This window comes from Streptomyces sp. NPDC004134, assembly GCF_042874195.1.
Taxonomy (GTDB): Bacteria; Actinomycetota; Actinomycetes; order Streptomycetales; family Streptomycetaceae; genus Streptomyces.
In genome coordinates this window covers 44,690-69,673 of record NZ_JBIAMS010000014.1, presented here as the reverse complement: position 1 = coordinate 69,673, position 24,984 = coordinate 44,690, and the positions used below count along the sequence as shown (strand labels likewise).

Sequence of the window (24,984 nt, the reverse complement as noted above, 5' to 3'; positions counted from 1 at the left end):
TCGTTCTCCTTCTGAGGACGTGCTGAGCGTGCTGGGCGTGCTGAAGCTGCTGAGGCGTGGTGGTCGGGGGCGTGCGGATGCGGGACGCGTGGGCCCGTCAGGCGGGCCTGCGGGTGCGTCGGGGGGACGGACGGGCCGGTTCGGCCGGGCCGGCCCGGCGGTCCGGGCCGGCAGGCGGGTGGGCCCGGCGGGTCAGGCGGGTCAGGCGGTCTGGTAGCGCGCGCTGGTGGCGTGCCACTCCTTGCAGCCGCCCATCCATGCCCACACGCCGGCCAGGAAGCGGCCGAGGTGCGGGGAGCCGGCGGCGGTCAGGGCCGCGGCCTCCATCTCGTAGGTGTGCATCAGCTCGTCGTGGATCAGGGCCGTACGGTCCACGGCCTCCTGGAGGGTGCAGCCTTCTTCGGCGGCGATCAGGTTGGGCAGGTTGGTGTCCGTGGGGTCTTCCTTTCCCATCGAGTACAGATCGTTGAGGAGCACGCTGGCGGTGCCGGCGTAGAGGTACGTGCGGCGGACCCGGGCGTCGGCGAACTCGTCGGGCGGCAGCTCGTACCCGCTGACAGGGTCCACGAGGACCATGCAGGGGAAGAACGCGTTCTCGTAGCGGTGGAGCAGGTACTCCCACACCGCGGGGGTGCGCGCCGAGGAGCGCCACTCGGCCTCCTGGCCGTACCCGACGAACATGACGGCCAACTCGTGCCGCAGCCGGGCGACCTGGGTGGGGCTCGCGTACCGCGAGAGGTGCGCCAGGGCGGAGCGGAACGCGCGCAGCACCGGCTCGCGCTGCACGGTCTCCTCGAACTGCGGCATGTAGCGCGCGGGCAGCCGTACGGGGTCGATGACGGCGTGCGCCAGCGCCATCCGTTCGCCGAGCAGGGCGGGATCCGGGTCCTCGCCCTCGTCCACCCAGTGGTCGTCCACGGACCACTCGGACAGGCCGCACTTGGCGGCGGCCAGCAGCCGGTCGGGGTCGTCGCAGTCGGGGTGCGCGAGCATGAAGAGGCGGCCGAACTGGTGGGAGCGCAGGCGCTCGATGCGGCCCGTGAAGATGCCGATCTCCTCTGCCCAGGCGACCAGCCGCTCGTTGACCTCCTCACCGAGCGCGGGGTCGTTGCGCAGGGCGTCGGGGCAGTACAGCGGCGGGATCCGCAGGCCCCCGCGCTCGCCGCCGCCGTCGGCAGGGGGCGCGGTGCCTGCCTCCGGCCCCGCGGCGGAGCCGGAGCCGTCGTCGGGCCCGGCGCCGGATGCCGGCTCCGGCGCGGGCTTCGTACGGGCGGGGGGCTCCGCCCCGGGTGACGGGACGGCCTCCGCCAGGTACCCGGCGAGCGGGTGCGCGGCGGCGGTGCCGAGGCCGGTGGGTCCGAGGGGGAGGAGGGCGCGGAGTGCTTCCGCGGGTGCTCCGGTCATGCGCGGCACCCGGCCTCCGCGGAGGCCGGCGAGGAGATCGTCATACTTCGACGCTAGGCATCTGCGCCGAGTGCGGCAATCGCTCGAAAGAGTAGGCATAAAAGGGGGATTGGCCGGTTGGGGATCCCCTCGTGAAGTCACCGGGTGAAACGGTTGCGTTTCACCCGGCCGCAAACTAGCGTGGCGGTACGAAACCGTTCCGTACGAAAAGGATCGCTCGTCATGCCCGGCAGACCCGTCGGCCAGCTCCCCGGCCAGACCTCCGACGCCCGGATCCGCCGGCCCCGCATGACCCCCGAGCGCGAGCGTGAGCTGCTCGAAGCGGTGCTGGGCGTGCTGCGCGAGTCGGGGTACGAGGCGCTGTCGATGGACCTCGTCGCGACCCGCGCGCGATGCAGCAAGGCGACCCTGTACCGGCAGTGGCACAGCAAGGCGGAGATGGTCGTCGCCGCGATGATCGCCAACCGGCCCGTGGACCCCGGCGCCGTCGACACCGGCTCCCTGCGCGGTGATCTGATCAGCCTGGTCGAAGAGTTGTCCACCACCGCGGAGAAGGACACGGCGCTGATCGCGGCGATACACCACGCCGCGCTCACCGACGGGGACCTGGCCGCGACGCTGCACGCCTCCCTCGCGGACTACGAGTTGACGCACCTGTGCGGCCTGCTCGACCGCGCGGTGGCGCGCGGCGAACTGCCGGGGCAGCCGGGCGCGGCGGAGTTCCTGCCGCAGTTGCTGTTCGGCGCGGTCGTCATACGCCCGCTGATCGACGGGACGTTCGCCGATTCCGCGTATCTCGCCCGGTTCGTCGATCTCGTGGTGCTGCCGGCGCTGCGGCACTCCTGAGCCGTACGCCCTTCACCACCCCTCGCCGGTCACTCCGGTCCTCCGGCCCCCGTACGCCCGCCTCGCGGGCCGGTGGCCGCCGGGCCCGGGCCCGTACTCCGACGGCTTCATACCCCTACGCCGTACCCGTACGGGCCGCATCCGGTCCTCCGAGCATCCGACCCCCCACACGGAGCCCGCCATGTCCCGCACCGACGCCGTAGCCGGCAGCGGTCCCGCCGGCGAACCCGGCCCGCCCGGCACCGCCGGCACGCCCCAGGACGACCGCGCCCACCGCCACCGGTGGCTGATCCTCGGCGTCCTCGGCCTCGCCCAGTTGATGGTCGTCCTCGACGTGACCATCGTGAACATCGCCCTGCCGTCCGCCCAGTCCGACCTCGGCTTCACCAACGGCGACCGCCAGTGGGTCGTCACCGCGTACTCGCTGGCCTTCGGCAGCCTCCTGCTCCTCGGCGGCCGCATCGCCGACCTCGTCGGCCGCAAGGTCACCTTCCTCGTCGGTCTCGTCGGCTTCGCCGCCGCGTCCGCCGTGGCGGGCGCCTCCGTCAGCTTCGACATGCTCATCCTCGCCCGCGCATTCCAGGGCGCCTTCGGCGCGCTCCTCGCCCCGTCCGCGCTGTCGCTGCTGACGACGACGTTCACCGACCCGGGCGAGCGGGCGAAGGCGTTCAGCGTCTACGGCGCCGTGTCCGGCGCGGGCGGTGCCATCGGCCTGCTGCTGGGCGGCGTGCTCACCGAGTACCTGGACTGGCGCTGGACGCTGTACGTGAACGTGGTCCTCGCCGTCGTCGCCTTCGCCTTCGCCTCCGCGCTGCTGACCCGTACGGCCCGGGACCGGAGCGTCACGCTCGACGTGCCCGGCACGGCCCTGGTCACCGCCGGCCTGTTCTGCGTCGTCTACGGCTTCTCCAACGCCGAGCACCAGGACTGGGGCGCGCCGGCCACCTGGGGGCTGCTGATCGCCGGCGGCGTGCTGCTCACGGCGTTCGCCTGGTGGTCGACCCGCAGCCGGCACCCCCTGCTGCCCACGCGCATCGTCACCGACCGCAACCGCGGCGCGTCCTACCTCGGCATGCTGATCTCCGCGGGCGGGATGTTCGGCGTCTTCCTGTTCCTCACGTACTTCCTGCAGACGGGTCTCGACTACACGCCGATCGACTCCGGCGTCGCCTTTCTGCCGATGGTCGGCGGCCTGGTGATCGCCGCGACGCTCGCCACCAACTTCCTCGTACCGCGCATCGGGCCGCGGTGGGTGGTGCCCCCGGGCATGGCGGTCTCGGCGGTCGGCCTGGTGTGGATGACGAGGCTGGACCTCAGCAGTTCGTACGCGGCGCACATCCTGCCGATGACAGTGATGGTGGGCTTCGGCCTCGGGCTGGTGGTGGCGACGGCGATGAGCCTGGGCACGCTGGGCGTCTCGGTGCACGACGCGGGCGTCGCGTCCGCGACGGTCAACGCCATGCAGCAGGTCGGTGGCTCCATCGGCATCGCCCTGCTCAACACCGTCTCCGCCAGCGCCGCCGCGAGCTACATCTCGGGCCGCAACCCCAGGGACCCGGCGGTCAAGGCGCAGGCGGCGCTGGAGAGTTACCACACCGCGTTCTGGTGGTCGGCGGGGTTCTTCGCCGCCGGCGCCCTGGTGACCTTGTTCCTGTACCGGCGGGGCGCACCCAAGGAGCTGAAGGGCGGGGCACCCACGATCCACATGTGAGCCCCGCCCGCGCCCTCACACGACGAGCAGCGACTTGCCCACCGTCGCGCGCCGGGCGAGCGAGGCGTGCGCGTCCTCGGCGCGCGCCAGCGGGTGGGTCGCGCCGATCACCGGCCTGATGCGGCCCGCGGCGGCGAGGTCCAGGGCCTCGACGAGCGCGGCCTGCGAGACGGCGGCGGGCGGCGGGCCGCCCTCCAGGAGGTTGGTCACCCGTACGTCCCGCTCCGCGGCCGCGCGCGGGTCGATCTCGGCGAAGCCGCCGTCCGACGTCCCGTACGTCACGAACCTGCCGCCCCGCGCCACCGTACGGAACGCCGCCCGGCCCAGCTCGCCCCCGGCGCCGTCGAAGGCCAGGTCGACGCCGTCCCCGCCGGCGGCTTCGCGAACCTTGTCCTGCCAGCCGTCCTCGGAGTAGTCGACGGCGTGCTCCGCGCCCAGCTCGCGGGCGAGCGCGAGCTTGCGTTCGCCGCGCGCCGCCGCGATGACGCGCGCCCCCGCGTCGCGCGCCAGTTGCAGCACCAGCGACCCCGCCCCGCCTGCCGCCGCCGCCACGAGCACCGTCTCGTCCTCCCGGGGCTGCCCGGCGCGGGCGAGGCGTACGGCGGTGGTGCCGTCGTGCAGCAGGGCAGCCGCCTCGGCCGGGCCGAGCGCGTCGGGGACCGCGGCGATCTCCGCCACCTCGGAGACGACCTGCTCCGCGTACCCGGCGGACGCCGGCGCGGCCACGCGTCGCCCGACCCACGCCGCGTCGACCCCTTCCCCGACGGCCAGCACGGTCCCGGCGCCGCCCTGGCCAGGGACGTACGGCGGCCGCACCGGGAAGATCTCGCCGCCCCAGCCGCTGCGCAGCAGGGTGTCCAGGTAGATGACGTCGGCCACCTCCAGCCCCACGACGACCTGCCCCGCCCCGGCCACCGGCTCGGGCACCTCCGCCGGCACCAGTACCTCGGGCCCGCCGAACTCCCGTACCTCGATCGCACGCACCGCGACCACGCTCCCGTCTTGATCGACTCGACGCGGTCAAACGTAGAAGTTCAACGAAGGTTCAGGTCAAGCGCCGCTCCCCGCCGCGATCGCCGTGCGGCGGCCGGCCTCCCTGCCGGCGGCTGTACAGGACGTCCGCCGGCAGGGGAGAGGGCCGGGAAGGCCGGATCAACGTGCCTCAGTCGGGCCGGCGTTCGCCCTCCGGGGACCGCTGCTGGGGCATGGTGGTCCTCACCGAGTCCAGGATGGCCAGCCCCTGGCCGACCAGCCCCGCCGTGAGCTCGCCGAGCCCGTCGGCCCCGTTGAGCACGTTGATGTTCGCGCCCTGGAGGCCGGCCGCGGCCCGTTCGACGATCTTCGGGAGCTGGTCGATCAACTGCTGGTCCAGCGCCACCCTGTCGTACGAGGACGCCGCCTCGGCCTGGATCTTCATCCGTTCCGCCTCGGCGAGGGCCAGCACCCGAACCCGCTCGGCCTCCGCCTCGGCCGGCTTGACCACCTCCGCCTGCAACTCCTGCTGGCGGAGCCGGGCCGCGCGCTCGGCCAGCTCGGTCTGCGCGGCGAGCACGTCCTGCTGCGCGTGCGCCTGGGCCAGCGGCCCGGCCTGCGCCGCCTCCGCCTCGACCCGGCTGACCTCGGCCTTGTACTGCGCCCGCACCATGGCGGTCTGCCTGGCGTACTCGGCCTGCTTCCGGGCGGACTCCTGCTCCGCCTCGGACGCCTTCTGCGCCGCCTGCGCCTCGGCGATCTTCGCCTCGCGCTGGATGGCCGCCTGATGGGGCGCCGACATCGCCTTGATGTAGCCGGTGTCGCCGTCGTCGATCGACTGGATCTGGAACGAGTCGACGATCAGGCCGATCCGGCCCATCTCGCTCTTGGAGGTCTCCACCACCTCGGAGGCGAGTTTCTGCCGCTCCGTGACGATCTCCTCGACCGTCATCGAGCCGATGATGGCGCGCAGGTGGCCGGCGAAGATCCGGCCGGTCAGCACCGACATCTCCTTCTGCTCGGAGAGGAAGCGCTGCCCGGCGTTGACGATGCTCTCGATGTCGTTGCCGACCTTGAAGGCGATCACGGACCGCACGGTCAGCGGGATGCCCTGCCTGGTCACGCAGTACTCGGCGACCTCCGACTCGTGCATCGCCAGCGACAGGAAGCGGGTCTTGCGGAAGATCGGTAACACGAACCTGCCGTGCCCGACGACGACGCGGAACGGTGCGCCGTCCCGCCGGCGCCTGCCGCCCGACACGAGCATGGCCTGGTCGGGGGCCGGAACGCGATAGCCGAACATGCTTACCTCCTCACTCCACGGGCCCGATGCCGCCGGTCAGCTCGTCCAACGGATCGGCCCACGCGATCACGGTGACCTGGCGACCGCCGCAGTACTCGGTGACGAGCACCTCCGCCCCTTGCGGCAGCGGCTCGGCGGACCAGGCGAGAAAGGTCTCGGTGCCACCCCTGACCCGCACCAGCACCTCGCCGGGGCCCGCGGACCCGCGGGTGGGGATGACGAGAACGCCCAGACAGCCGATCACGGCGTCGTCAGGCACCATCGAGGGAACCCCCTCCATCACCCTGCTCGCGACGTTCATGCGTACCCTACTCACGACGACGGTCGCTCAATCTTGGTTTCGCCTCCCCGGGAGGGGGCCCAGCGGTTTCGCGCTTCGGTGTCAGCGGGGGCCCGTAGGCTGGCCCCATGGCGAAGAGTGGCAAGGCGGCATCGGCGGCGGGGGACCGCGCGGTGGTGCGCAAGGCGAAACCGGCGCCGACGCGGACGGGGCTGGTGCGGCAGGCGCGGCGGATCTACCGCGAGCTGGCCGAGGTGTATCCGTACGCGCACCCGGAGCTGGACTTCGAGAACCCGTATCAGTTGCTCATCGCCACGGTGCTCTCCGCGCAGACCACCGACCTGCGGGTGAACCAGACGACGCCGGCCCTCTTCGCGAAGTACCCGACGCCCGAGGACCTGGCCGCGGCCAACCCCGAGGAGGTCGAGGAGCTGATCCGGCCCACCGGGTTCTTCCGCGCCAAGACCAAGTCGATCATGGGTCTTTCGCAGGCCCTGCGGGACGACTTCGGCGGCGAGGTCCCGGGGAATCTGAAGGATCTCGTCAAGCTGCCCGGCGTGGGCCGCAAGACGGCGTTCGTCGTGCTCGGGAACGCTTTCGGGGTCCCCGGGATCACGGTCGACACGCACTTCGCGCGGCTCGTGCGGCGCTGGAAGTGGACCGAGCAGACCGACCCCGACAAGATCGAGCAGGAGGTCGGGTCCCTCTTCCCGAAGAAGGACTGGACGATGCTCTCGCACTACGTGATCTTCCACGGCCGGCGCATCTGCCACTCCCGCAAGCCCGCCTGCGGCGCCTGTCCCATCGCCCCGCTCTGCCCGGCGTACGGGGAGGGGGAGACGGATCCGGAGAAGGCGCAGAAGCTGCTGAAGTACGAGAAGGGCGGCATGCCCGGGCAGCGCCTCAAGCCCCCGCCGGACTACCCCGGGAAGCCCGCGCCCCCGCTGGGCGCCGCATGACGCGATCGCGCCGGACGCCCGGCGGGCCGGGCGGCGGCGCGGCGTCGGGTGCGGCGCGCGGCACGGCGGACGAGGCGGCGCCCGGTGCTCCGACGCGTGCGTCGGCGGGTGAGGCGCGCGGTGAAGCGGACGGGGGCGCGCACGGCGCCCCGGGCGCCGCGAACGGGCCCGCGGAAGGCGCGGATTCCGCTCGTACGCCCGTGGGTCGAACGCCCGTGTCCCATGCGCCCGACTCCCCCGCGCCCGGATCCCGTACCCGCGCGTCCGCTACGCCCGGCTCCCATGCGGCGTCCCGTACGCCCGCGGCCCGGGCGCCCGTGGCCGTCAGCGACGCCGGGCTGCCCGGCTGGCTGGCGCCGGTCGCCGAAGCGGCCCGTACCGTACGGCCGGAAGAGCTGAGCCGCTTCCTCCCGCCCGACGGCGACGGCGGCCGGCCCGCCGCCGTGCTCGTCCTCTTCGGCGACGGCGAGGACGGCCCCGAGCTGCTCCTCACCGAGCGCGCCCACTCCCTCCGCTCGCACGCCGGCCAGCCTTCCTTCCCCGGCGGCTCCCTCGACCCGGAGGACGGCGACCCCGCGGGCGAAGGACCGCTGCGCGCCGCGCTGCGCGAGGCGCAGGAGGAGACGGGGCTCGACCCGGCGGGCGTGCAGGTGTTCTCCGTGCTGCCGCGGCTCTACATCCCCGTCAGCGGCTTCGTCGTCTCGCCCGTGCTCGGCTGGTGGCGCGAGCCCAGCCCCGTCGGCGTCGTCGATCCGGCCGAGACGGCACGGGTGTTCAGCGTCTCCGTGGCGGATCTCACCGACCCGGCGAACCGCGCCATGGCCGTCCATCCGCGCGGCCATCTCGGCCCCGCGTTCCTCGTCTGCTCCGCGCTGGTCTGGGGTTTCACCGCCGGCGTCATCGACCGCATCCTGCACCTGGCCGGGTGGGAGCGACCGTGGGATCGCGACCGCCGGGTGCCGCTGGACTGGCACGCATGAGACGGTGACCGGGTGAACGTGCTGGACATCCTGCTGGTGGCGGCCGCCGTGTGGTTCGCCGTGGTCGGCTATCGCCAGGGCTTCGTGGTCGGTGTCCTGTCCGTGTGCGGCTTCGTCGGCGGCGGGCTGCTGGCCATCTATCTGCTGCCCGTCATCTGGGACTTGCTCACCGACGGCGCCGCGCTCGGCCCGACGGCCGCGTTCGGCGCCATCGTCCTCGTCCTCATAGCGGCCTCGGTGGGCCAGGGACTCACCACCCACCTCGGCAACCAACTGCGGCAGTACATCACCTGGTCGCCTGCCCGCTCCCTCGACGCCACCGGCGGCGCGCTGGTCAACGTCGTGGCGCTGCTGCTCGTCGCCTGGCTGCTCGGCACGGCGCTGGCGTCGACGACGCTGCCGACCGTCGCCCGCGAGGTGCGCGCGTCGAAGGTGCTCAACGGCGTGGCCGAGGTGATGCCGAAGAGCGCCGACACGTGGTTCGGCGAGTTCAGTTCCGTGCTGTCGGAGAACCGCTTCCCGCAGGTCTTCGCGCCGTTCCAGAGCGAGCAGATCACCAACGTGCCGGCGCCGGACCCCGCGCTGGTCAGCAGCCCGGTGGTCGAGCAGGCCCGGAAGAGCATCGTCAAGGTCGTCGGCACGGCGCAGTCCTGCGGCAAGGTGCTGGAGGGCACCGGGTTCGTCTTCGCGCCGCAGCGCGTGATGACCAACGCCCACGTCGTCGGCGGCGTCGACGAGCCCACCGTGCAGATCGGCGGCGAGGGCCGGCTCTACGACGGCGAGGTCGTGCTCTACGACTGGGAGCGGGACATCGCCGTGCTGGAGGTCCCCGGGCTGGACGCCCCCGCGCTGCCGTTCGACCAGGACGACGCGACCCGCGGCGACGACGCCATCGTCGCCGGCTTCCCGGAGAACGGCGGCTTCGACGTACGGGCGGCGCGCGTGCGCGACCGTATAACGGCCAACGGCCCGGACATCTACCGCCGTGGCACCGTCAACCGCGACGTCCTCTCCCTGCGCACCCTCGTCCGCCAGGGCAACTCGGGCGGCCCGCTGCTCACTCCCGAGGGCGCCGTCGTGGGCGTCATCTTCGCCAGGTCCATGGACGACAAGGACACCGGCTACGCGCTGACGGTCGACGAGGTCCGCGACGACATCGAGCGCGGGCGCACGGCGTCGCAACGCGTGGACAGCGACAGTTGCGCCATGTGAGCCGCGGGGGAGCCGGGGGCCGAGCCTCCGGAATCCTCGTCGGGACGACCCCGGCGGGCCGCTCGGTGCAGGCGCGGCTCAGTGCACGCGCCGCAACCGGGCGCTCATCCAGCGGGCCCGGCGGCGGAGAATGTGCGGGATCCCCAGAGGGAGGTCCACTTCGCGGTGCGCCGAGGCGCCCCGGAGCGGTCTGGCGTCCGGGGTGGTGGCGCGGTGGGTTCCTACGTCGTTGTAGTCATGCGTCCAACCCATACCCCGGATCCTCCCCCCGCCGGGCGGCCGGTAATCGCCCTTTCCGTGGCCCATCGGCCTATGCAGGGTGCAATTGACGTGTCCAGTTCGAGCGTCGGCCGCGCCAGGCCCCGGTCGCCGCGGTGGCGGAGGGTGCCGTACGGGCGGTGGACCGGCCGGTGAGCTGCGCGGGGGTCAGCGGTCGGGCTCGGGATCCCGCAGCCAGTTGACGAGTTCGGTCGTGAACGCGACCGGGTCCTCCTCGTGCGGGAAGTGCCCGAGACCGTCGAAAAGGCGCCACCGGTACGGCGCTTCCACGTACCCGACGGATCCCGCCGCGCTGCGCGTGCGCATCACCGGATCGAGGGATCCGTGCAGATGCAGCACCGGCACCCGCACCGGCAGCTTCATCCGGCGGTAGAACTGGATGCCGTCGGGCCGCCCCAGCGACCGGACGAGCCAGCGGTACGGCTCCACCGAGCAGTGCGCCGTCGAGGGCACGGTCATCGCGCGCCGGTAGACCTGCAGCGCCTTGTCGTCCGGCTGCCGCGGCCCCGACCAGTCGCGGATCAGCCGGCCGACCAACGCGGCGTCGTCGGCGACGAGTTGCCGCTCGGGCAGCCAGGGGCGCTGGGCGCTCCAGACGAAGGAGCCCGCGGCGCTCTGCCGCGGGTCGGTGAGCATCGCGGAGCGCCAGCGGCGCGGGTGCGGCATCGAGGCGACGGTCAGCCGGCGGATCAGCTTGGGCCGCATCACGGCCGCGGTCCAGGCGAGGTAGCCGCCGAGGTCGTGGCCCACGAGCGCGGCGTCCGGCTCGCCCAGGGAGCGGATCACGCCGGTGACGTCGAGGGCGAGGTTCGCGGGGTCGTAGCCGCGGGGCGTACGGTCACTGCCGCCGACGCCGCGCAGGTCCATCGCCACCGCGCGGTAGCCGGCCTCGGCGAGCGCGGGCAGTTGGTGCCGCCAGGTCCACCAGAACTGCGGGAAACCGTGCAGCAGCAGCACCAGCGGCCCTTCGCCCATCTCCACGATGTGGAAGCGGGCGCCGTTCGCCGCGACGTCCCTGTGGGTCCAGGGCCCCTCGAGGTGGACTGCCGGGTCGACTGGCGACGGTGCCGTCATGACTCCGAGCGTGCCACGCCCGCGGCCGGCTTGCGTCGGTCCGCCGGATGACTTCGGCCGCGCAGGGAGTCGGAGATGACGGTGGCGGTCTCCTTGGTGGAGTTCATCGCGCGCTCGGGCTTGCGCATCTGGCGCATCTTGGCGATGCCCCAGACGGCGGCGAGCGCGCCGAGGAGCACGTGGGCGCCGAAGACGATGAGGAACGACCAGGCCAGATGGAGGCCCAGGGCGTGCAGCCCGTACGCGGCGGCGAAGCTGAGCACCGGGATGCCGAAGAGGACGAGGACGGCGGCGGCGCCGAGGGCGGCGCCGCCCGCGCCCGCGCGCTTGATGTCCTCCCGGGTCTCGGCCTTGAGCAGGGCGATCTCGTCGTGGAGCAGCGCGCTCAGGTTCGTGGTGGCGGTCGAGACGAGCTGACCCAGGCTCTGCTGCGTGTCGAGGTGGGCGTCGTCGCCGGGCTCCGGGCCCGCGCCGTCCTTGGCCGTCCCGGCCTTCGCCATCGTGACTTTCGCGGTGGTGCTCGCGTCCGCGGCCGTCCGGCTGCCTGCCGCACCGTTGCCGGCTGCGCTCATCGTCCGTCCCTTCGCCGCCTGAAGTCACATCATGCCCGACCGTCACCCTGCTCGCCGGGCGGGTGCCGCATTTCGGCACGCCTCCGGTGTTCCGCGGCCTTTGCCTCGTGGATCGCGGCCATCCGGAGGTGGTACTCCGGATCTTCCTGCTGGTACATGTCCGGGATGCCGTCCATGTCCTCGTCGCGCTCGTCCTCCTCGGCGATCGCCTTGTAGCGATTGTCGCGGATCTTGAGCATCACGCACGCGAGCAGGGCGGCTATGAACGAGCCGGTCAGCACCGCGGCCTTGGCCTCCTCGGCGAGGCCGGGGTCGTCGGTGAAGGCCAGCTCGCTGATGAGCAGCGAGACGGTGAAGCCGATGCCGGCCAGCGTCGCCACGGCGAACACGTCGGGCCATCGCAGCGCCGGGTTCAGCTCCGCCCGGGTGAAGCGGGCGGCGAGCCAGGAGCCGAGCGAGATGCCGAGGACCTTGCCGAGGACGAGGCCGAGCACGACGCCCAGCGGCTCGGGATCGGTGAACACGCCGCCCAGCGAGTCGGCGTTCACGGCCACACCGGCGGCGAAGAAGGCGAAGACGGGCACGGCGAGCCCGGCGGAGAGCGGGCGCATCTGGTGCTCGATGCGCTCGCCCGGCGACCGCTCTTCGCCCGGTCGGGTGGTGACGCGCAGCATCAGGCCCATGGCGACGCCCGCGATGGTGGCGTGCACGCCGCTGGCGTGCATGAGGGCCCAGACGACCAGGGCCAGGGGTACGTACACGTACCAGCCGCGGACGTCCTTGCGCTGGAGGAACCAGAAGAGGACGAGGCCGGCGAGGGCGAAGCCGAGGGCGACGAGGTTGATGTCGGCGGTGTAGAAGACCGCGATGATCAGGATCGCGAAGAGGTCGTCGACGACGGCCAGCGTCAGCAGGAAGGCGCGCAGTGCCGAGGGGAGGTTGCTGCCGATGACCGCGAGCACGGCGAGGGCGAACGCGATGTCGGTGGCGGTCGGGATCGCCCAGCCGCCGAGGTCGCCGCGGCCGGCGTTGACGGCGACGTAGAAGAGGGCGGGGCTGGCCATGCCGCAGAGGGCGGCGATGATCGGCAGCGCGGCGGCCCGCGGGTCGCGCAGCTCCCCGTCGATCAGCTCGCGCTTGAGCTCGACGCCGACGACGAAGAAGAAGATCGTCAGCAGCCCGTCCTTGGCCCAGTGGGCGAGGTCGAGGCGGAGGTCGAGCGCGGAGGGGCCGAAGGTGAAGCCCTTGATGTCCTCGTACGTGCCGCTCAGCCCGCTGTTCGCGAAGACGAGGGCGACGACGGCCGCGGCCAGCAGGATCAGTCCGCCGACGGTCTCCGTACGCAGGGCCTCGGTGAGGAACTTGCTCTCTTTGAGGGACGGTCTGCGCAGGAACTGGGACTGCTGCGGGCGCTGGGGCGCGGTCACGACGGGGCCTCCCGGGCGGTGGACGGCAGATACACGAGTGCTCTGTGCCGACCAGACTTCCCGGCGCGCCTCAGGGTCTTATCGCTCTCTTCACGTGTCTCCGCCACCCTACAGGGCGGCACCGGCCGATCAACCTGGGGTCAGATTACGGGACAAAGGGGAGATACGGCGCGACGGAGCCGCCGGCGGCGGGGTCTCCCCCGCCGCCGGCACCGCTCACCGCGGTCCCTGGCTCAGTCCTCCGAGGCCGCGCTCGGCAGCTTCGCCTGGATGAGGTCCATGACCGTGGTGTCCGTCAGCGTGGTGACGTCGCCCATCTCGCGGTTCTCCGCGACGTCCCGCAGCAGCCGGCGCATGATCTTGCCGGAACGGGTCTTGGGCAGCTCCCCGACCGGCAGGATCCGCTTGGGCTTGGCGATCGGGCCCAGGGCCTTCGCCACGTGCGCCCGCAGCTCGTCCACCAGCCCGTCCTCCTCCTCCGCGCCGCCGCGCAGGATCACGAAGGCGACGATGGCCTGCGTGGTCTGCGGGTCGGTGGCGCCGACGACGGCGGCCTCGGCGACCTTGGGGTGCGAGACGAGGGCGGACTCCACCTCGGTGGTGGAGATGTTGTGCCCGGAGACGAGCATGACGTCGTCCACCCGGCCCAGCAGCCAGATGTCGCCGTCGTCGTCCTTCTTCGCGCCGTCACCCGCGAAGTACCGGCCCTCGAAGCGGGACCAGTACGTGTCCTTGTAGCGCTGGTCGTCGCCCCAGATCGTGCGCAGCATCGACGGCCACGGTTCCGTGAGCACCAGATAGCCGCCCGAGCCGTCCGGCACCTCGCGCGCCTCGTCGTCCACGACGGTGGCCGCGATGCCGGGCAGCGGCACCTGGGCCGAGCCGGGCTTGGTGCTCGTCACCCCGGGCAGCGGGCTGATCATGATGCCGCCCGTCTCGGTCTGCCACCAGGTGTCCACCACCGGCGTGCTGCCGGCGCCGATGTGGTCCCGGTACCAGATCCACGCCTCGGGGTTGATCGGCTCGCCGACCGAGCCCAGCAGCCGCAGGCTGCTCAGGTCGAACTTCGCCGGGATCTCGTCGCCCCACTTCATGCAGGCGCGGATCGCGGTGGGCGCGGTGTAGAAGATCGAGACCTTGTACTTCTGGACGATCTCCCACCAGCGGCCCTGGTGCGGGGTGTCGGGCGTGCCCTCGTAGAGCACCTGGGTGGCGCCGTTGGAGAGCGGGCCGTACACGATGTACGAGTGGCCGGTGACCCAGCCGACGTCGGCCGTGCACCAGAACACGTCGGTCTCGGGCTTGAGGTCGAAGACGGCGTGGTGGGTGTAGGACACCTGGGTGAGGTAGCCACCGGTGGTGTGCAGGATGCCCTTGGGCTTACCCGTCGTGCCCGAGGTGTAGAGGATGAAGAGCGGGTGCTCCGCGGGGAACGCCTCGGGGGTGTGCGTGTCCTCCTGCCGGTCCACGACGTCGTGCCACCACACGTCGCGGCCCTCGGTCCAGGCCACGTCCTGGCCCGTACGGCGGACCACCAGGACGCTGCGCACCCGGTCGCTGCGCTCCACGGCGTCGTCCACCGCGGGCTTGAGCGCGGACGGCTTGCCGCGCCGGTACCCGCCGTCGGCGGTGATGACCACGCGCGCGTCCGCGTCGGCGATCCGGGTGGCGAGCGCGTCGGCGGAGAAGCCGCCGAAGACCACCGAGTGGGGTGCGCCGACGCGGGCGCAGGCCAGCATGGCGACGACGGTCTCCGGGATCATCGGCATGTAGATCGCGACCCGGTCGCCGGTCTGCACGCCCAGCTCCGTCAGCGCGTTGGCCGCCTTGGCGACGTCCCGCTGCAACTCGGCGTAGGTGATCGAGCGGGAGTCGCCCGGCTCGCCCTCGAAGTGGATCGCGACGCGGTCGCCGAGGCCGGCCTCCACGTGCCGGTCCACGCAGTTGTACGCCACGTTGAGCGAGCCGTCCTCGAACCACTTCGCGAACGGCGGGTTCGACCAGTCGAGCGTCTTCGTGGGCTCGGTGGCCCAACTGAGCCTCCGGGCCTGCTCCGCCCAGAAGCCCAGCCGGTCCGCACGTGCCTGCTCGTACGCCTCCGCCGTGACGTTCGCGTGCGCAGCCAGCTCGGCTGGCGGCTCGAACCGGCGCTCCTCCTTGAGCAGGTTGGCCAGGCTTTCGTTGCTCACGACATCTCCCTTTCCAGGATGTCCGCCTCAGTCCCGGGCCTAGCTCATCAGGCTGGGGAGGGTGTGACAAGGGCCTGGGGATAAAATGGTTTAGACCTGTGGGTACCCGCAGGCGCCGTGTGCTAACGGACATCGGCCGCGGCATGCTCCGGCAGCGCGGCGGGCCCGGGGCGTACGGCCGTGAAGTCACCCTGTTCTCCCAGGACATAACCCTGCGCCTCGCCGACGTGGAAGTACATGCCGTGCAGGCTCAACGAACCGTCAGCCAGCCGGCGGCGTACACACGGGTGCCGGCGGAGATGGTCCAACTGCTGCGCCACGTTGGCCAGGCTCACCCGCTCGGTGTCGTCCGCGTACGGCCGGGAGACGAGCCGGGGGCCGTCGGCCCTGGCCCGCGCCAGACTCGGCAGCCCGTGCCGCAGCCAGCGCCGCAGCGGCGTGGGCGGTACGCCCGCGGCGGGGCCCGGGGCGTCGCCGTGGGCGGCCTCCTCGTCGAGGAGCGCCTGCATCGCGCCGCAGCCGGAGTGCCCGCACACCGTGATCGACTCGACCCGCAGCACCTCGACCGCGAACTCGATCGCCGCCGCGACGGAGTCGTCGGGCAGGGCGGCGCCGGCGGCGTCCTGGCGGGTGCCGGCCGTGGCCGGCAGCCCGCCGTCCGCGTCGCCCACGGAGACCGAGTCGTCCCCGGCGCCGCCCGGCAGCGGCACCAGGTTCCCCACGTTCCGTACCGTGAACAGATCGCCCGGCCCGCTCGACGTGATCATGCTGGTGACCACCCGGGAGTCCGCGCACGTGAGGAAGAGCTGGGTGGGCCGCTGCCCCTCGCGGGCCAGCCGCGCCAGCTCCTCGCGCACCCGCGGCGCGGTGTTGCGCTGGAAGTTGCTGATCCCGCTGAGCAGCCGGTGCGCCGGGGCGGGCCGGTCCGGCATCGTGACGCAGCAGTGGTTGCGCCACGGCGTCCAGGGGTGGCAGTGGTGCGCGGTGGCCGGCTCGGCGATGCGCCGGCCGGTGGCGGAGACCAGCTCCGCGGCGCCGCCGTGCGCGAGGTGCGACTGCCGCCACTCCTGCAGCGTCTCGTACGCGGCGTGGTCCATGAACGAGCCTGTCAGCTCCACCTCCACCGTCGCCCCCGGCGGCACCTGCGCGAGCACCCGGCTCAGCCGCGGGACGGCAAGGAAGGTGAGCTGCCCGCGCACCCGCACGAGGTACGTGTCCTCCGCCGCCTCCGTGTCCGCGCCCTCCGCGCCCGGCGCCGCACCCTCGCCGCGCCGCTCCAGCGTCACCCGGGTACGGGAGAGCCGGTGCAGCGACATCGCCACCGCCACCGCGATCCCCACGGCGACGCCCTCCAGCACGCCCAGCACCACGACGCCGGCCACCGTCGCCGCGTAGACGAGCACCTCCCGGTGCCGCTGCACCGACCGCACGTGGCTGATCTTCACCATCTGGATCCCGACGACCATCACCAGCGCCCCCAGCGCCGCCAGCGGGATCAGCTCCAGCATCCCCACCAGCAGCAGCGACGCCAGCACCACCCACACACCGTGCAGCACCGCGGAGCCGCGACTGACCGCCCCCGCCGCGACGTTCGCAGAACTGCGCACCGCGACGCCGGCCACCGGCAGCCCGCCGAGCAGCCCCGCCACGACGTTGCCCGCGCCCTGGGCACGCAGCTCCTTGTCGAGGTCGGCACGCGGCATGGGGCGAGCACCCTCCTGCGCGGCCGACAGCTTGTCGATCGCCACCGCGGACAGCAGTGACTGCACGCTCGTCACCAGCGCCACCGTCACCACGGCCGACGCCAGCCCGAGCACCGGCCCGTCGGGCATGCCCGCGAGCGCGTGGCTGCTCCACGACGGCAGGTCGACGCGCGGCAGGTGCAGTCCGGCGAGCGAGGCGAAGCCGGTCGCGAGCACGATGGCGGCCAGCGCCCCCGGCAGGTACCGCAGGGGCCCCGTGCCCCGGCCGCGCAGCCGGGGCCAGCCCAGCAGCACGACGATGACGACGGCGCTCACCGACACGGCGGCCAGGTCCAGGTCGGCGAACTGGCCGGGCAGCGCCAGGGTGTTGTCGACGGGCGAGCTCTGCGGGCTGCCGCCGAGGACGATGTGCAACTGGGCCAGCGCGATGGTCGCGCCGATGCCCGCGAGCATGCCGTGCACGATCGCCGGGCTGACCGCCAGCGCCGACCGGGCCACCTTGAGCGAGCCGAGCGCGAGCTGCGCGAGGCCCGCGAGGGCGGTGATGGCGCAGGTGGCGCGCCAGCCGTACTGCTGGATGAGGTCGGCCGTGACCACGGTCAGCCCGGCGGCGGGCCCGCTGACCTGGAGCGGCGCCCCGCTGATCAGGCCGACGACGATGCCGCCCACGGCGGCGGACAGCAGCCCTGCCTGCAGCGGGGCGCCGGTCGCGAGCGCGATGCCGAGGGAGAGCGGCAGCGCGATCAGGAAGACGGTCACGGAGGCGGAGAGGTCCGCGGCGAAGGGCCGCCGGGAGGCGGTGTGTTCGGGGGGAGCGGCGGGTCCGGGGACTGCGGCGTGCTCGGGGTGTCCTGCGGCCTTCGCGGGTTCGGGGTCTGCCGTGTGTTCCGGGTCGTGTTCCGGTTCGTGCTCCGGATCCTTCGCGCGCTCGGCGGAAGGGCTTCCCAGGGGCGTCGGGCGTCCTGCGGGCATGTGGCGTCTCCTCGAGGTGGAGGGGGCGTCTTGCAGCACGGGCACACGGGTTACGTCACTCAGAGTGACGGTTCGGTGACCCTCAAGGGCGAGTAAATGAATCGTAATGCCATGTAAAGAGTCCGCGAAGCGTTTTGCGCCGGTCGGACCACTTCTCCCATCCATCGAGTGAATACAGAGAGATAATCTGAATTCCCGGTTATCCCTCTTTCCGAGCGTGCATCGAGGAATCGCGCGTGCATTCGGCCATTCGAGGCAGTGCGTCCCTGGCGACGCCGGGAAGAGGTGGGAGATTTGTTCGGAACATGGCGGGCGACCGTGGGGATCTGCGGCGTCCTGGCGCTGGGGGGAGTGGCGGTCGCGAGCTGTTCTCCGGGGACCGGATCGGACGGCGATCCGCAGCGCGGCGCGGCGGACGACGCACCCGGCAAGGGCCGACCGATGAAGCTCATCGGCGACGGCTCCACGGCATACACCGGCAAGCAGCCCAACCAGCCGACGGTCAGCCGGATGTCGGCCGGCGCCAAGCCGCCGCAGTTCGTCGTCTTCTCCTGGGACGGCGCCGGCGAGGACGGCCAGCGGCTCTTCTCCCACTTCCGCAAGGTGGCGCGGGAGAACGACGCGGCCATGACGTACTTCCTCAGCGGCGTCTACGTCCTGCCCCGGGACAAGCGCATGGAGTACGAGCCCCCCGGCCACGCCCGCGGCGCCTCCGACATCGGCTACCTGGACGAGGAGGAGGTCGGCGCCACCCTGGAGCAGGTGCGCGGCGCGTGGCTGGAGGGCAGCGAGATCGGCACCCACTTCAACGGCCACTTCTGCGGCCGTACGGGCGTCGCGAGCTGGTCGAAGGAGGACTGGAAGAGCGAGATCGCGCAGGCCAAGCAGTTCGTGCAGCACTGGAAGACGAACACCGGCCGGAAGAAGGCGGACCCCCTTCCCTTCGACTACGACAAGGAGCTGGCCGGCGGTCGCGCCCCCTGCCTGGAGGGGCAGAAGAACCTCATGAAGGCGTCGAAGGAGATGGGTTTCCGCTATGACACCAGCGGTGTCAGCAGCCAGGTGTGGCCCAAGAAGAAGGAGGGCATCTGGGACCTGTCGCTGCAGGAGGTCCCCTTCCCCGGCCGCGCCTTCGAAGTCGTGAGCATGGACTACAACTTCATGGCCAACCAGTCGGGCACCGCCTATGCGCCCGCCGCCCAGCACGCCGCCTTCGAACGGCAGATGCGCGAGGGGCTACTGGCCGGTTTCGAGCGCGCGTACACGACCAACCGCGCGCCCCTCGTCATCGGAAACCACTTCGAGAGCTGGAACGGCGGCGCGTACATGCGCGCCGTAGAGGACACCATCAAGACCGTCTGCCCCAAGAAGGACGTGCACTGCGTCTCCTTCAGGCAGTTGGTGGACTGGCTGGACGCGCAGGACCCGGCGTCGCTCGCCAAGCTGCGCACGCTGGACGTGGGCGAGCAGCCGGCGAAGGGCTGGGAGAAGTTCCTGGCCAAGGACGCCAAGCGGGCGAAGGACGCCAAGGAGGCGAAGCAGGGGAGCGCGCAGCGCGCCGAGCCGGCGGGGTCCGGGCAGAAGGACCACGCCGGCACCGGGGACGCCGAGGAGGGTCAGGCGGGCTGAGGGGCCGCGGCCGCGCCCCGTACGGCAGGCAGGGGCTCCGGGGGCGCGGTCTCGCCCAGGACGAAGCCGGGGTCGATCTGGTCCGTCAGATCGGCCCCGGTCTTCGCGTTGCCCCAGCTCTCCGCGTTCCTGCGGTGGAAGTGGACCATCTGGTCGGTGTACCGGGCCCAGTCGCGGCGCTCGTACGACGCGTCCACGGCCCCGTACAGCTCCCGCAGCACCTGCGCCGCCGGCTCCTCCAGCATCGCGAACGCCGGCGGGCGGCCCTTCTCCATCGACCGCACCCAGTCGGAGTGCGGGAACGCGGCCAGCAGGTCTGCGCCCACCTCCGCGCGCAGGAACTCCAGGTCCTCCGGGCCCTGCACCTTGTTGCCGACGACGCGCAGCGCGACGTCGAAGTCGCGGGCGTACTCCTTGTACTGGCGGTAGACGGAGACGCCCTTGCGGGTCGGCTCGGCGACGAGGAACGTCATGTCGAAGCGCGTGAACATACCGGAGGCGAAGGAGTCGCTGCCCGCCGTCATGTCGACGACGACGTACTCCTCGCGCCCGTCGACCAGGTGGTTGAGGCACATCTCCACCGCGCCGGTCTTGGAGTGGTAGCAGGCGACGCCCAGGTCGGCCTCGGTGAACGGGCCGGTGACCATGAGGCTCACGGAGCCGTTGTCCAGGCGCACGGGGCGGGCGCACGCGGCGTACACCGGATTGTCGCCGGTGACCGTGAGCAGGCGGGAACCCGTGCCGGGGGGTGTGGTCTTGATCATGCCGGCGGCGTCCGCGATCCGCGGGTTGGCGCCGCGCAGGTGCTCCTTGATGAGCGGGAGGTGCGCGCCGAGCGCGGGCAGCCGGGCGGCCTCCTCCTCGTCGAGCCCGAGTGCGGCGCCCAGGTGCTGGTTGATGTCCGCGTCGACGGCGAGCACGGGGCGGCCGGTGCCGGCGAGGTGCCGGACGAAGAGGGACGACAGGGTGGTCTTGCCGCTGCCGCCCTTTCCCACGAAAGCGATCTTCATGTTCAGAAACGGTAGCGGGATCTTGCCCCGCGGTCAGGGAAAGGGCCCCACAAGTCCACCCCATCGGGTTGCGTAGTCTCGTACGCATGACGAGCGTGACCGACCCGCTGGCGGCCCTGAGCACCCTCCCGGGAGTCGAGGAGGCGGTGTCCTCTGTAAGGAGGGCGGTCGATCGCGTCTACGGGCACCGGGTCATGCGGCGGCGCAGCAACGAGGTGTCGGCGGAGGCGGCCCTGCGCGGGGCGCGGGCCTCGGCGGCGCTGTCGGGCGCGGACTGGGCACTGGAGGAGGTACGGCGGCGCAGCGACTTCTCCGGCGCGGGGGAGCCGCGGACGGTCGGCGGGGCGCTGCGGGCGAACGCGGAGGCGGGGCAACTGCTGAGCACCTGGCGGCAGTCGCCGATGCAGGTGCTGGCGCGGCTGCACGTGGTGGCGTCTGGGGGCGCCGGGGACCCCTCCGAGGGGAATGCCGGCGAAGCGGTGGGGCGGCCGCGGCTGGCGGGCGAGGGCGTCTCTGAGCCGGGCGCGGCGCTGCCGTCGCCGCTGCCGGACGCCGAGGAGGCCGCGGCGCGGCTGGACGCGCTGGCGGCCCTGGTCGTCGCGGGCTCGTCCGCGCCCGCGCTGGTCATGGCGGCGGTGGTGCACGGCGAGTTGCTGACGCTGCGCCCGTTCCGTACCGGCAACGGGCTGGTCGCCCGGGCCGCCGAGCGGATCGTGCTCGTCGGCAGCGGGCTGGACCCGAAGGCGGTCTGCCCGGCCGAGGTGGGCCACGCCGAGCAGGGGCGCGGGGCGTACGTGACGGCGCTCGCGGGCTACGCGAGCGGGACGCCGGAGGGCGTCGGTGAGTGGATCGCGCACTGCGGCAGGGCCGTCGAGCTGGGGGCGCGGGAGAGCACGGCGGTGTGCGAGGCGCTGCAGCGGGGCGCGGCCTAGCGGCGGCGCGCGGGGGTCTGCGGGCCCGTAGCCACAGAGTTGCGGCGGTGCCCGTGGGCACCGCCGCTGTCTCATGTCCGCCGGGCTACCAGTGCGTGCAGAGTTCTTTGCCCATCAGGCCCGGCACCCGTCCGTTGCCTGGTGTGGCGGTCCCTATTCGAGGGATCGGCGTCGCGTGGGTTCCCGACTTCCATGTGCGGTCCGCGGGGCCGATGTTGCTGGGGGATCCTCCTCGGATGCCCTGGCTTCGCGGGCCGCAATTCCTTTGTACTCCTGTCCGCGGGGGAGAGGGAAGCCCAGCGCGCGGATATTTACTTTCACCTGCAAATATTGGCAAAGGTTAATTATCGGGCGAAGCGGACGGTGTGCAGGTCGGGGCGGGTTTCCGGCGTCTCAGGCGGCCTGGAGGCGGCGGCGGTACGCGTACCAGACGACCCCCGCCGCGGTCGCCGCCGCCAGCCCCGCGGCGGCCGCGGCGAGCACCGGCCGGGAGGGCAGCGAGAACTGCGGCAGCCGCTGCTTCAGCCGTACGGGGCGGGCGAACGACAGCACCGGCCAGTCGCGCTGCTCCGCCTCGCGGCGCAGCGCCCGGTCGGGGTTGACGGCGTAGGGGTGGCCGACGGTCTCCAGCAGGGGTACGTCCGTGATCGAGTCGCTGTACGCGTACGAGCGCGCGAGGTCGTAGCCCTCGGCGTCGGCCAGCTCGCGTACGGCGTCCGCCTTGGCGGGTCCGTAGGCGTAGTAGTCGATCTCGCCGGTGTAGCGGCCGTCCTCGACGACCATGCGGGTGGCGATCGTGCGGTCCGCGCCGAGCAGCTCGCCGATGGGCTCGACCACCTCGGCGCCCGAGCTGCTGACGATGACGACGTCGCGGCCGGCGAGGTGGTGGTCCTCGATGAGGGAGGCGGCCTCGTCGTAGATGATCGGGTCGATGAGGTCGTGGAGGGTCTCGGCCACGATGTCGCTCACCTGGGCCACGTTCCAGCCGCGGCAGAGGTTGGAGAGGTAGGCGCGCATGCGCTCGGTCTGCTCGTGGTCGGCGCCGCCCAGGAGGTAGATGAACTGCGAGTAGGCGGACCGGAGCACAGCCCTCCGGTTCATCAGCCCACCGTGGTAGAAGGACCGGCTGAAGGTCAGGGTGCTCGACTTCGCAATGACCGTCTTGTCCAGATCGAAGAAGGCGGCCGTCCTGGGCAACGAGTGGTTTTCCACGAGTGCGAGCATAGGCGCCCACCATTCGGCGTAAGGTGTGGCGCGTGGGTTTGCCTGAGAAGGCTCTCGGGTACACCATGGAAGTCACGGATCGTTCGCGACCGTGCTAACCCGGACCGGCTCCTCCCCCCCCCGAGTCGGCCGTGGGGACGACCCCCGCTCTCCCCCCCGGCGGGGGTCGTCGCATGTCCGGACTCCGGTTTTTTCGAATTTTTCTCCGACCGCGTCGGATCTTCTTCCGCTCTTCCCGGTCGCTCCTTGCTTCGGGCGGTCCTTCGGGCTGCCTTCATCGTCGTCGTGGAACTAGACGCATCACCGTGGGTAACCGTTGCCCTGGATCGGCACACTCCCCCGATCGGGTGACGGAGTTGTCCACAACTGGCGGGTTATCCCCAGATCCTGACCAAGATCCACGAGGGGTGGGGCGCCGGGGGCACGGTGGGGTCGGAAGCGGGCCGGGTGCTGTCGCGGAGGGCGGCGGCGCGGGCCGTGGCGGACGGCGTGCCGGGTGGTGCGGCGGGTGAATCGGGGGAGGCGGCGTGATGAGCCGGGTGTGGAGCGGTGGGCTGAGCGACGGCGGACTGCGGTACGGCGGACTGCGGGGCGGTGGGCCTCGGGTGCGAGGCGGTTTGGCGGGGCCGGGCGGCGGGCTCGTGCCGGCGGGGGCTACGGGGCCGGGGGCTGCGGCTCGCGGGGTTTCCGTACGTCGTGCGTCGCTGCGCGGGACCGGGGTGCGGGTTGCCTGGGGGCGCCGGGCCGGTGGGTTCGGGCCCGGGGCCGGAGGCCGGACGGGCGGTGCCGGCGGCGCGTCCGGGGGTGACGGGAGCGCATCCGCCGGTGCCGGCGACGGTCCCGCGGGGCGGCCGCTGGTCGTCACGGAGGACGAGAACCTTCTCGACGACCTGCTCCGCCTCTGCGCCGCGGCGGGCACGCAGGCGGAGGTCTCGCACGCGCCGGGCAGGCAGGACTGGGTCGCGGCGCCGCTGGTGCTGGTCGGGGACGACAGCGCCGGGCGGCTGGCGGCGGGGCGGGCCCGGCGGGACGGGGTGGTGCTCGTCGGCCGGGATCAGGACGACCCGGGGGTGTGGGAGCGGGCGGTCGCGGTCGGGGCGGAGCAGGTGGTCGTGCTGCCGGACGGCGAGACGGCGCTGGTGGACCGGATCGCCGACGCCGTGGAGGGAGTCGGCGCGCAGGCCCGCACGGTCGGCGTCGTCGGCGGCCGGGGCGGTGCGGGGGCGTCCACGCTGGCCTGCGCGCTTGCGGTGACCGCGGCGCGGGCCGGGCGGCGCACGGTGCTGGTCGACGCGGATCCGCTGGGCGGCGGGCTCGATGTGCTGCTCGGCGGCGAGGAGGCGGAGGGGCTGCGCTGGCCGGCCTTCGCGTCGTCGCGGGGGCGGATCGGCGGGGCGGCGCTGGAGGAGTCGCTGCCGCGGCTGCACGACCTGCGGCTGCTGAGCTGGGACCGGGGCGGCGGCGAGGCGGGGGCGGCGCCGGTGGCGCCGGAGGCGATGCGCTCGGTGCTGGCGGCGGCGCGCCGGCGGGGCGGCGTGGTCGTGGTCGACCTGCCGCGGCGGGTGGACGAGCCGGTGGCGGAGGCGCTGGCCCAGGTGGACGTGGGGCTGCTGGTGGTGCCGGCGGAGCTGCGCGCGGTCGCGGCGGCGCACCGGGTGGCGGACGCGGTGCGGATGGTGCTGGGCGATCTGCGGGTGGTGGTCCGGGGCCCGGCGCGGGGCGGGTTGATGGCCGAGGACGTCGCCGAACTCCTGCGCCTTCCGCTGGCCGGTGAACTCCCGGCGGATTCGGGCCTGTCGCAGGCCGCCGAGACCGGCGCGCCGCCGGGCAGCCGCCCGCGTACGCCGCTGTCCCGCTTCTGCACGGACTTCTGGGCCCGGGCCTTGCCGGGTGCCAGCACGGAGGGGGCGCCGGTATGAGGCGCGCGGAAGAGGCGGCGGAGGAGCGGGTCACGGTGTCGGGGTGGACCCTGCCGCGGTACGGCCGAGGGGGCGCGGAGGAGGCGGCAACCGCCGTGGTCCGTACGGCCCGCGGGGACGACGCCGAGCCGGAACGGCCTTGGGCGGAGTGCGGTCCGGACGCCCCGGGCGCGGCCGGTGCGGCTCCCGCGGCGCCTGGGGGCGAGGTGCGGCCGGGCTCACTGCTGACGCTGTACGGCTCGGGTGGTGGACCGGCGACTGCTCCGGCTCGTACGGCTGGTGAGAACGAGGTGCCGCGGGGGCCGATTCGGTGGGGGTATGGCTCTGAGAGAGATGCCCGGCCGGGCCGGGGCCCGGAGTCAGTGTCTGCCGGTGCCGGGACGGACT

The 24,984-nt window shown here is 72.9% G+C and carries 19 protein-coding genes; 8 read left to right on the top strand and 11 right to left on the bottom strand.

Annotation, left to right across the window (positions count from 1 at the left end; genetic code table 11):
- Positions 1–201: 201 nt before the first annotated feature.
- Complete coding sequence (locus ACFYVJ_RS18930) at positions 202–1,404, bottom strand: family 2 encapsulin nanocompartment cargo protein terpene cyclase (RefSeq protein WP_388892758.1); 1,203 nt, start codon at positions 1,402–1,404, stop codon at positions 202–204.
- 222 nt (positions 1,405–1,626) lie between these two features.
- Here ACFYVJ_RS18930 and ACFYVJ_RS18925 point away from each other — a divergent pair, with 222 nt between their 5' ends.
- Complete coding sequence (locus tag ACFYVJ_RS18925) at positions 1,627–2,250, top strand: TetR/AcrR family transcriptional regulator (protein ID WP_388892756.1); 624 nt, start codon at positions 1,627–1,629, stop codon at positions 2,248–2,250.
- A 181-nt stretch (positions 2,251–2,431) separates the two neighbouring features.
- Positions 2,432–3,961, top strand: coding sequence for an MFS transporter (locus ACFYVJ_RS18920; protein WP_388892754.1), 1,530 nt, complete (start codon positions 2,432–2,434; stop codon positions 3,959–3,961).
- A gap of 15 nt (positions 3,962–3,976) precedes the next feature.
- Here ACFYVJ_RS18920 and ACFYVJ_RS18915 read toward each other — a convergent pair whose 3' ends face one another.
- The 3 genes from ACFYVJ_RS18915 to ACFYVJ_RS18905 all read right to left on the bottom strand — a co-directional run bounded on the left by ACFYVJ_RS18915 (position 3,977) and on the right by ACFYVJ_RS18905 (position 6,498).
- Positions 3,977–4,945 carry a zinc-binding dehydrogenase gene (locus ACFYVJ_RS18915; protein WP_388892752.1) on the bottom strand — a complete coding sequence of 323 codons (969 nt, stop codon included), beginning with the start codon at positions 4,943–4,945 and terminating at the stop codon, positions 3,977–3,979.
- Positions 4,946–5,123: 178 nt separating this feature from the next.
- A complete protein-coding gene (locus tag ACFYVJ_RS18910; RefSeq protein ID WP_388892750.1) occupies positions 5,124–6,236 on the bottom strand; it encodes a flotillin family protein in 1,113 nt (370 codons plus the stop codon).
- 10 nt (positions 6,237–6,246) lie between these two features.
- A complete protein-coding gene (locus tag ACFYVJ_RS18905; RefSeq protein WP_018835851.1) occupies positions 6,247–6,498 on the bottom strand; it encodes a hypothetical protein in 252 nt (83 codons plus the stop codon).
- 146 nt (positions 6,499–6,644) lie between these two features.
- Between ACFYVJ_RS18905 and nth the strand changes: the two genes are divergently transcribed.
- The 3 genes from nth to ACFYVJ_RS18890 all read left to right on the top strand — a co-directional run bounded on the left by nth (position 6,645) and on the right by ACFYVJ_RS18890 (position 9,667).
- Entirely contained in the window at positions 6,645–7,475 is an 831-nt protein-coding gene (gene nth, locus ACFYVJ_RS18900; protein ID WP_388892748.1) for an endonuclease III, read from the top strand.
- A gap of 317 nt (positions 7,476–7,792) precedes the next feature.
- A complete protein-coding gene (locus ACFYVJ_RS18895; protein ID WP_388892746.1) occupies positions 7,793–8,455 on the top strand; it encodes an NUDIX hydrolase in 663 nt (220 codons plus the stop codon).
- Positions 8,456–8,467: 12 nt separating this feature from the next.
- Positions 8,468–9,667 (top strand): MarP family serine protease, encoded by a 1,200-nt coding sequence (locus tag ACFYVJ_RS18890; RefSeq protein ID WP_388892744.1) that lies wholly within the window; start codon positions 8,468–8,470, stop codon positions 9,665–9,667.
- A 426-nt stretch (positions 9,668–10,093) separates the two neighbouring features.
- Here ACFYVJ_RS18890 and ACFYVJ_RS18885 read toward each other — a convergent pair whose 3' ends face one another.
- From ACFYVJ_RS18885 to ACFYVJ_RS18865, 5 genes are all read right to left on the bottom strand, one after another.
- A complete protein-coding gene (locus ACFYVJ_RS18885) occupies positions 10,094–11,020 on the bottom strand; it encodes an alpha/beta fold hydrolase (protein ID WP_388892742.1) in 927 nt (308 codons plus the stop codon).
- Positions 11,017–11,520: a phage holin family protein gene (locus ACFYVJ_RS18880; protein ID WP_388892971.1), complete on the bottom strand. Its 504-nt coding sequence runs from the start codon at positions 11,518–11,520 to the stop codon at positions 11,017–11,019. Before ACFYVJ_RS18880 ends, ACFYVJ_RS18885 begins: the two co-directional genes overlap by 4 nt.
- A 101-nt stretch (positions 11,521–11,621) precedes the next feature.
- Positions 11,622–13,019, bottom strand: coding sequence for a Na+/H+ antiporter NhaA (gene nhaA, locus ACFYVJ_RS18875; protein WP_388892740.1), 1,398 nt, complete (start codon positions 13,017–13,019; stop codon positions 11,622–11,624).
- Between the two features lie 233 nt (positions 13,020–13,252).
- Entirely contained in the window at positions 13,253–15,208 is a 1,956-nt protein-coding gene (acs, locus tag ACFYVJ_RS18870; RefSeq protein ID WP_388892738.1) for an acetate--CoA ligase, read from the bottom strand.
- A gap of 122 nt (positions 15,209–15,330) precedes the next feature.
- Positions 15,331–17,883 (bottom strand): bifunctional SulP family inorganic anion transporter/carbonic anhydrase, encoded by a 2,553-nt coding sequence (locus tag ACFYVJ_RS18865; RefSeq protein ID WP_388892736.1) that lies wholly within the window; start codon positions 17,881–17,883, stop codon positions 15,331–15,333.
- A gap of 441 nt (positions 17,884–18,324) precedes the next feature.
- Here ACFYVJ_RS18865 and ACFYVJ_RS18860 point away from each other — a divergent pair, with 441 nt between their 5' ends.
- Positions 18,325–19,512: a hypothetical protein gene (locus tag ACFYVJ_RS18860; RefSeq protein WP_388892969.1), complete on the top strand. Its 1,188-nt coding sequence runs from the start codon at positions 18,325–18,327 to the stop codon at positions 19,510–19,512.
- On the opposite strand, the gene ACFYVJ_RS18855 is transcribed toward ACFYVJ_RS18860, so the two are convergent.
- Positions 19,500–20,522 (bottom strand): ATP-binding protein, encoded by a 1,023-nt coding sequence (locus tag ACFYVJ_RS18855; RefSeq protein ID WP_388892734.1) that lies wholly within the window; start codon positions 20,520–20,522, stop codon positions 19,500–19,502. The genes ACFYVJ_RS18860 and ACFYVJ_RS18855 overlap by 13 nt on opposite strands.
- Before the next feature lie 86 nt (positions 20,523–20,608).
- On the opposite strand from ACFYVJ_RS18855, the gene ACFYVJ_RS18850 reads away from it, so the two are divergent.
- The gene (locus ACFYVJ_RS18850) at positions 20,609–21,454 is read left to right on the top strand and encodes a Fic family protein (RefSeq protein ID WP_388892732.1); all 846 of its coding nucleotides are present in this window, start codon (positions 20,609–20,611) and stop codon (positions 21,452–21,454) included.
- A gap of 393 nt (positions 21,455–21,847) precedes the next feature.
- Here ACFYVJ_RS18850 and ACFYVJ_RS18845 read toward each other — a convergent pair whose 3' ends face one another.
- Positions 21,848–22,678, bottom strand: a complete 831-nt coding sequence (locus tag ACFYVJ_RS18845) for an HAD family hydrolase (RefSeq protein ID WP_388892730.1) — start codon at positions 22,676–22,678, stop codon at positions 21,848–21,850.
- Between the two features lie 539 nt (positions 22,679–23,217).
- On the opposite strand from ACFYVJ_RS18845, the gene ssd reads away from it, so the two are divergent.
- Complete coding sequence (gene ssd, locus ACFYVJ_RS18840) at positions 23,218–24,597, top strand: septum site-determining protein Ssd (RefSeq protein ID WP_388892967.1); 1,380 nt, start codon at positions 23,218–23,220, stop codon at positions 24,595–24,597.
- Positions 24,598–24,984: the final 387 nt, after the last annotated feature.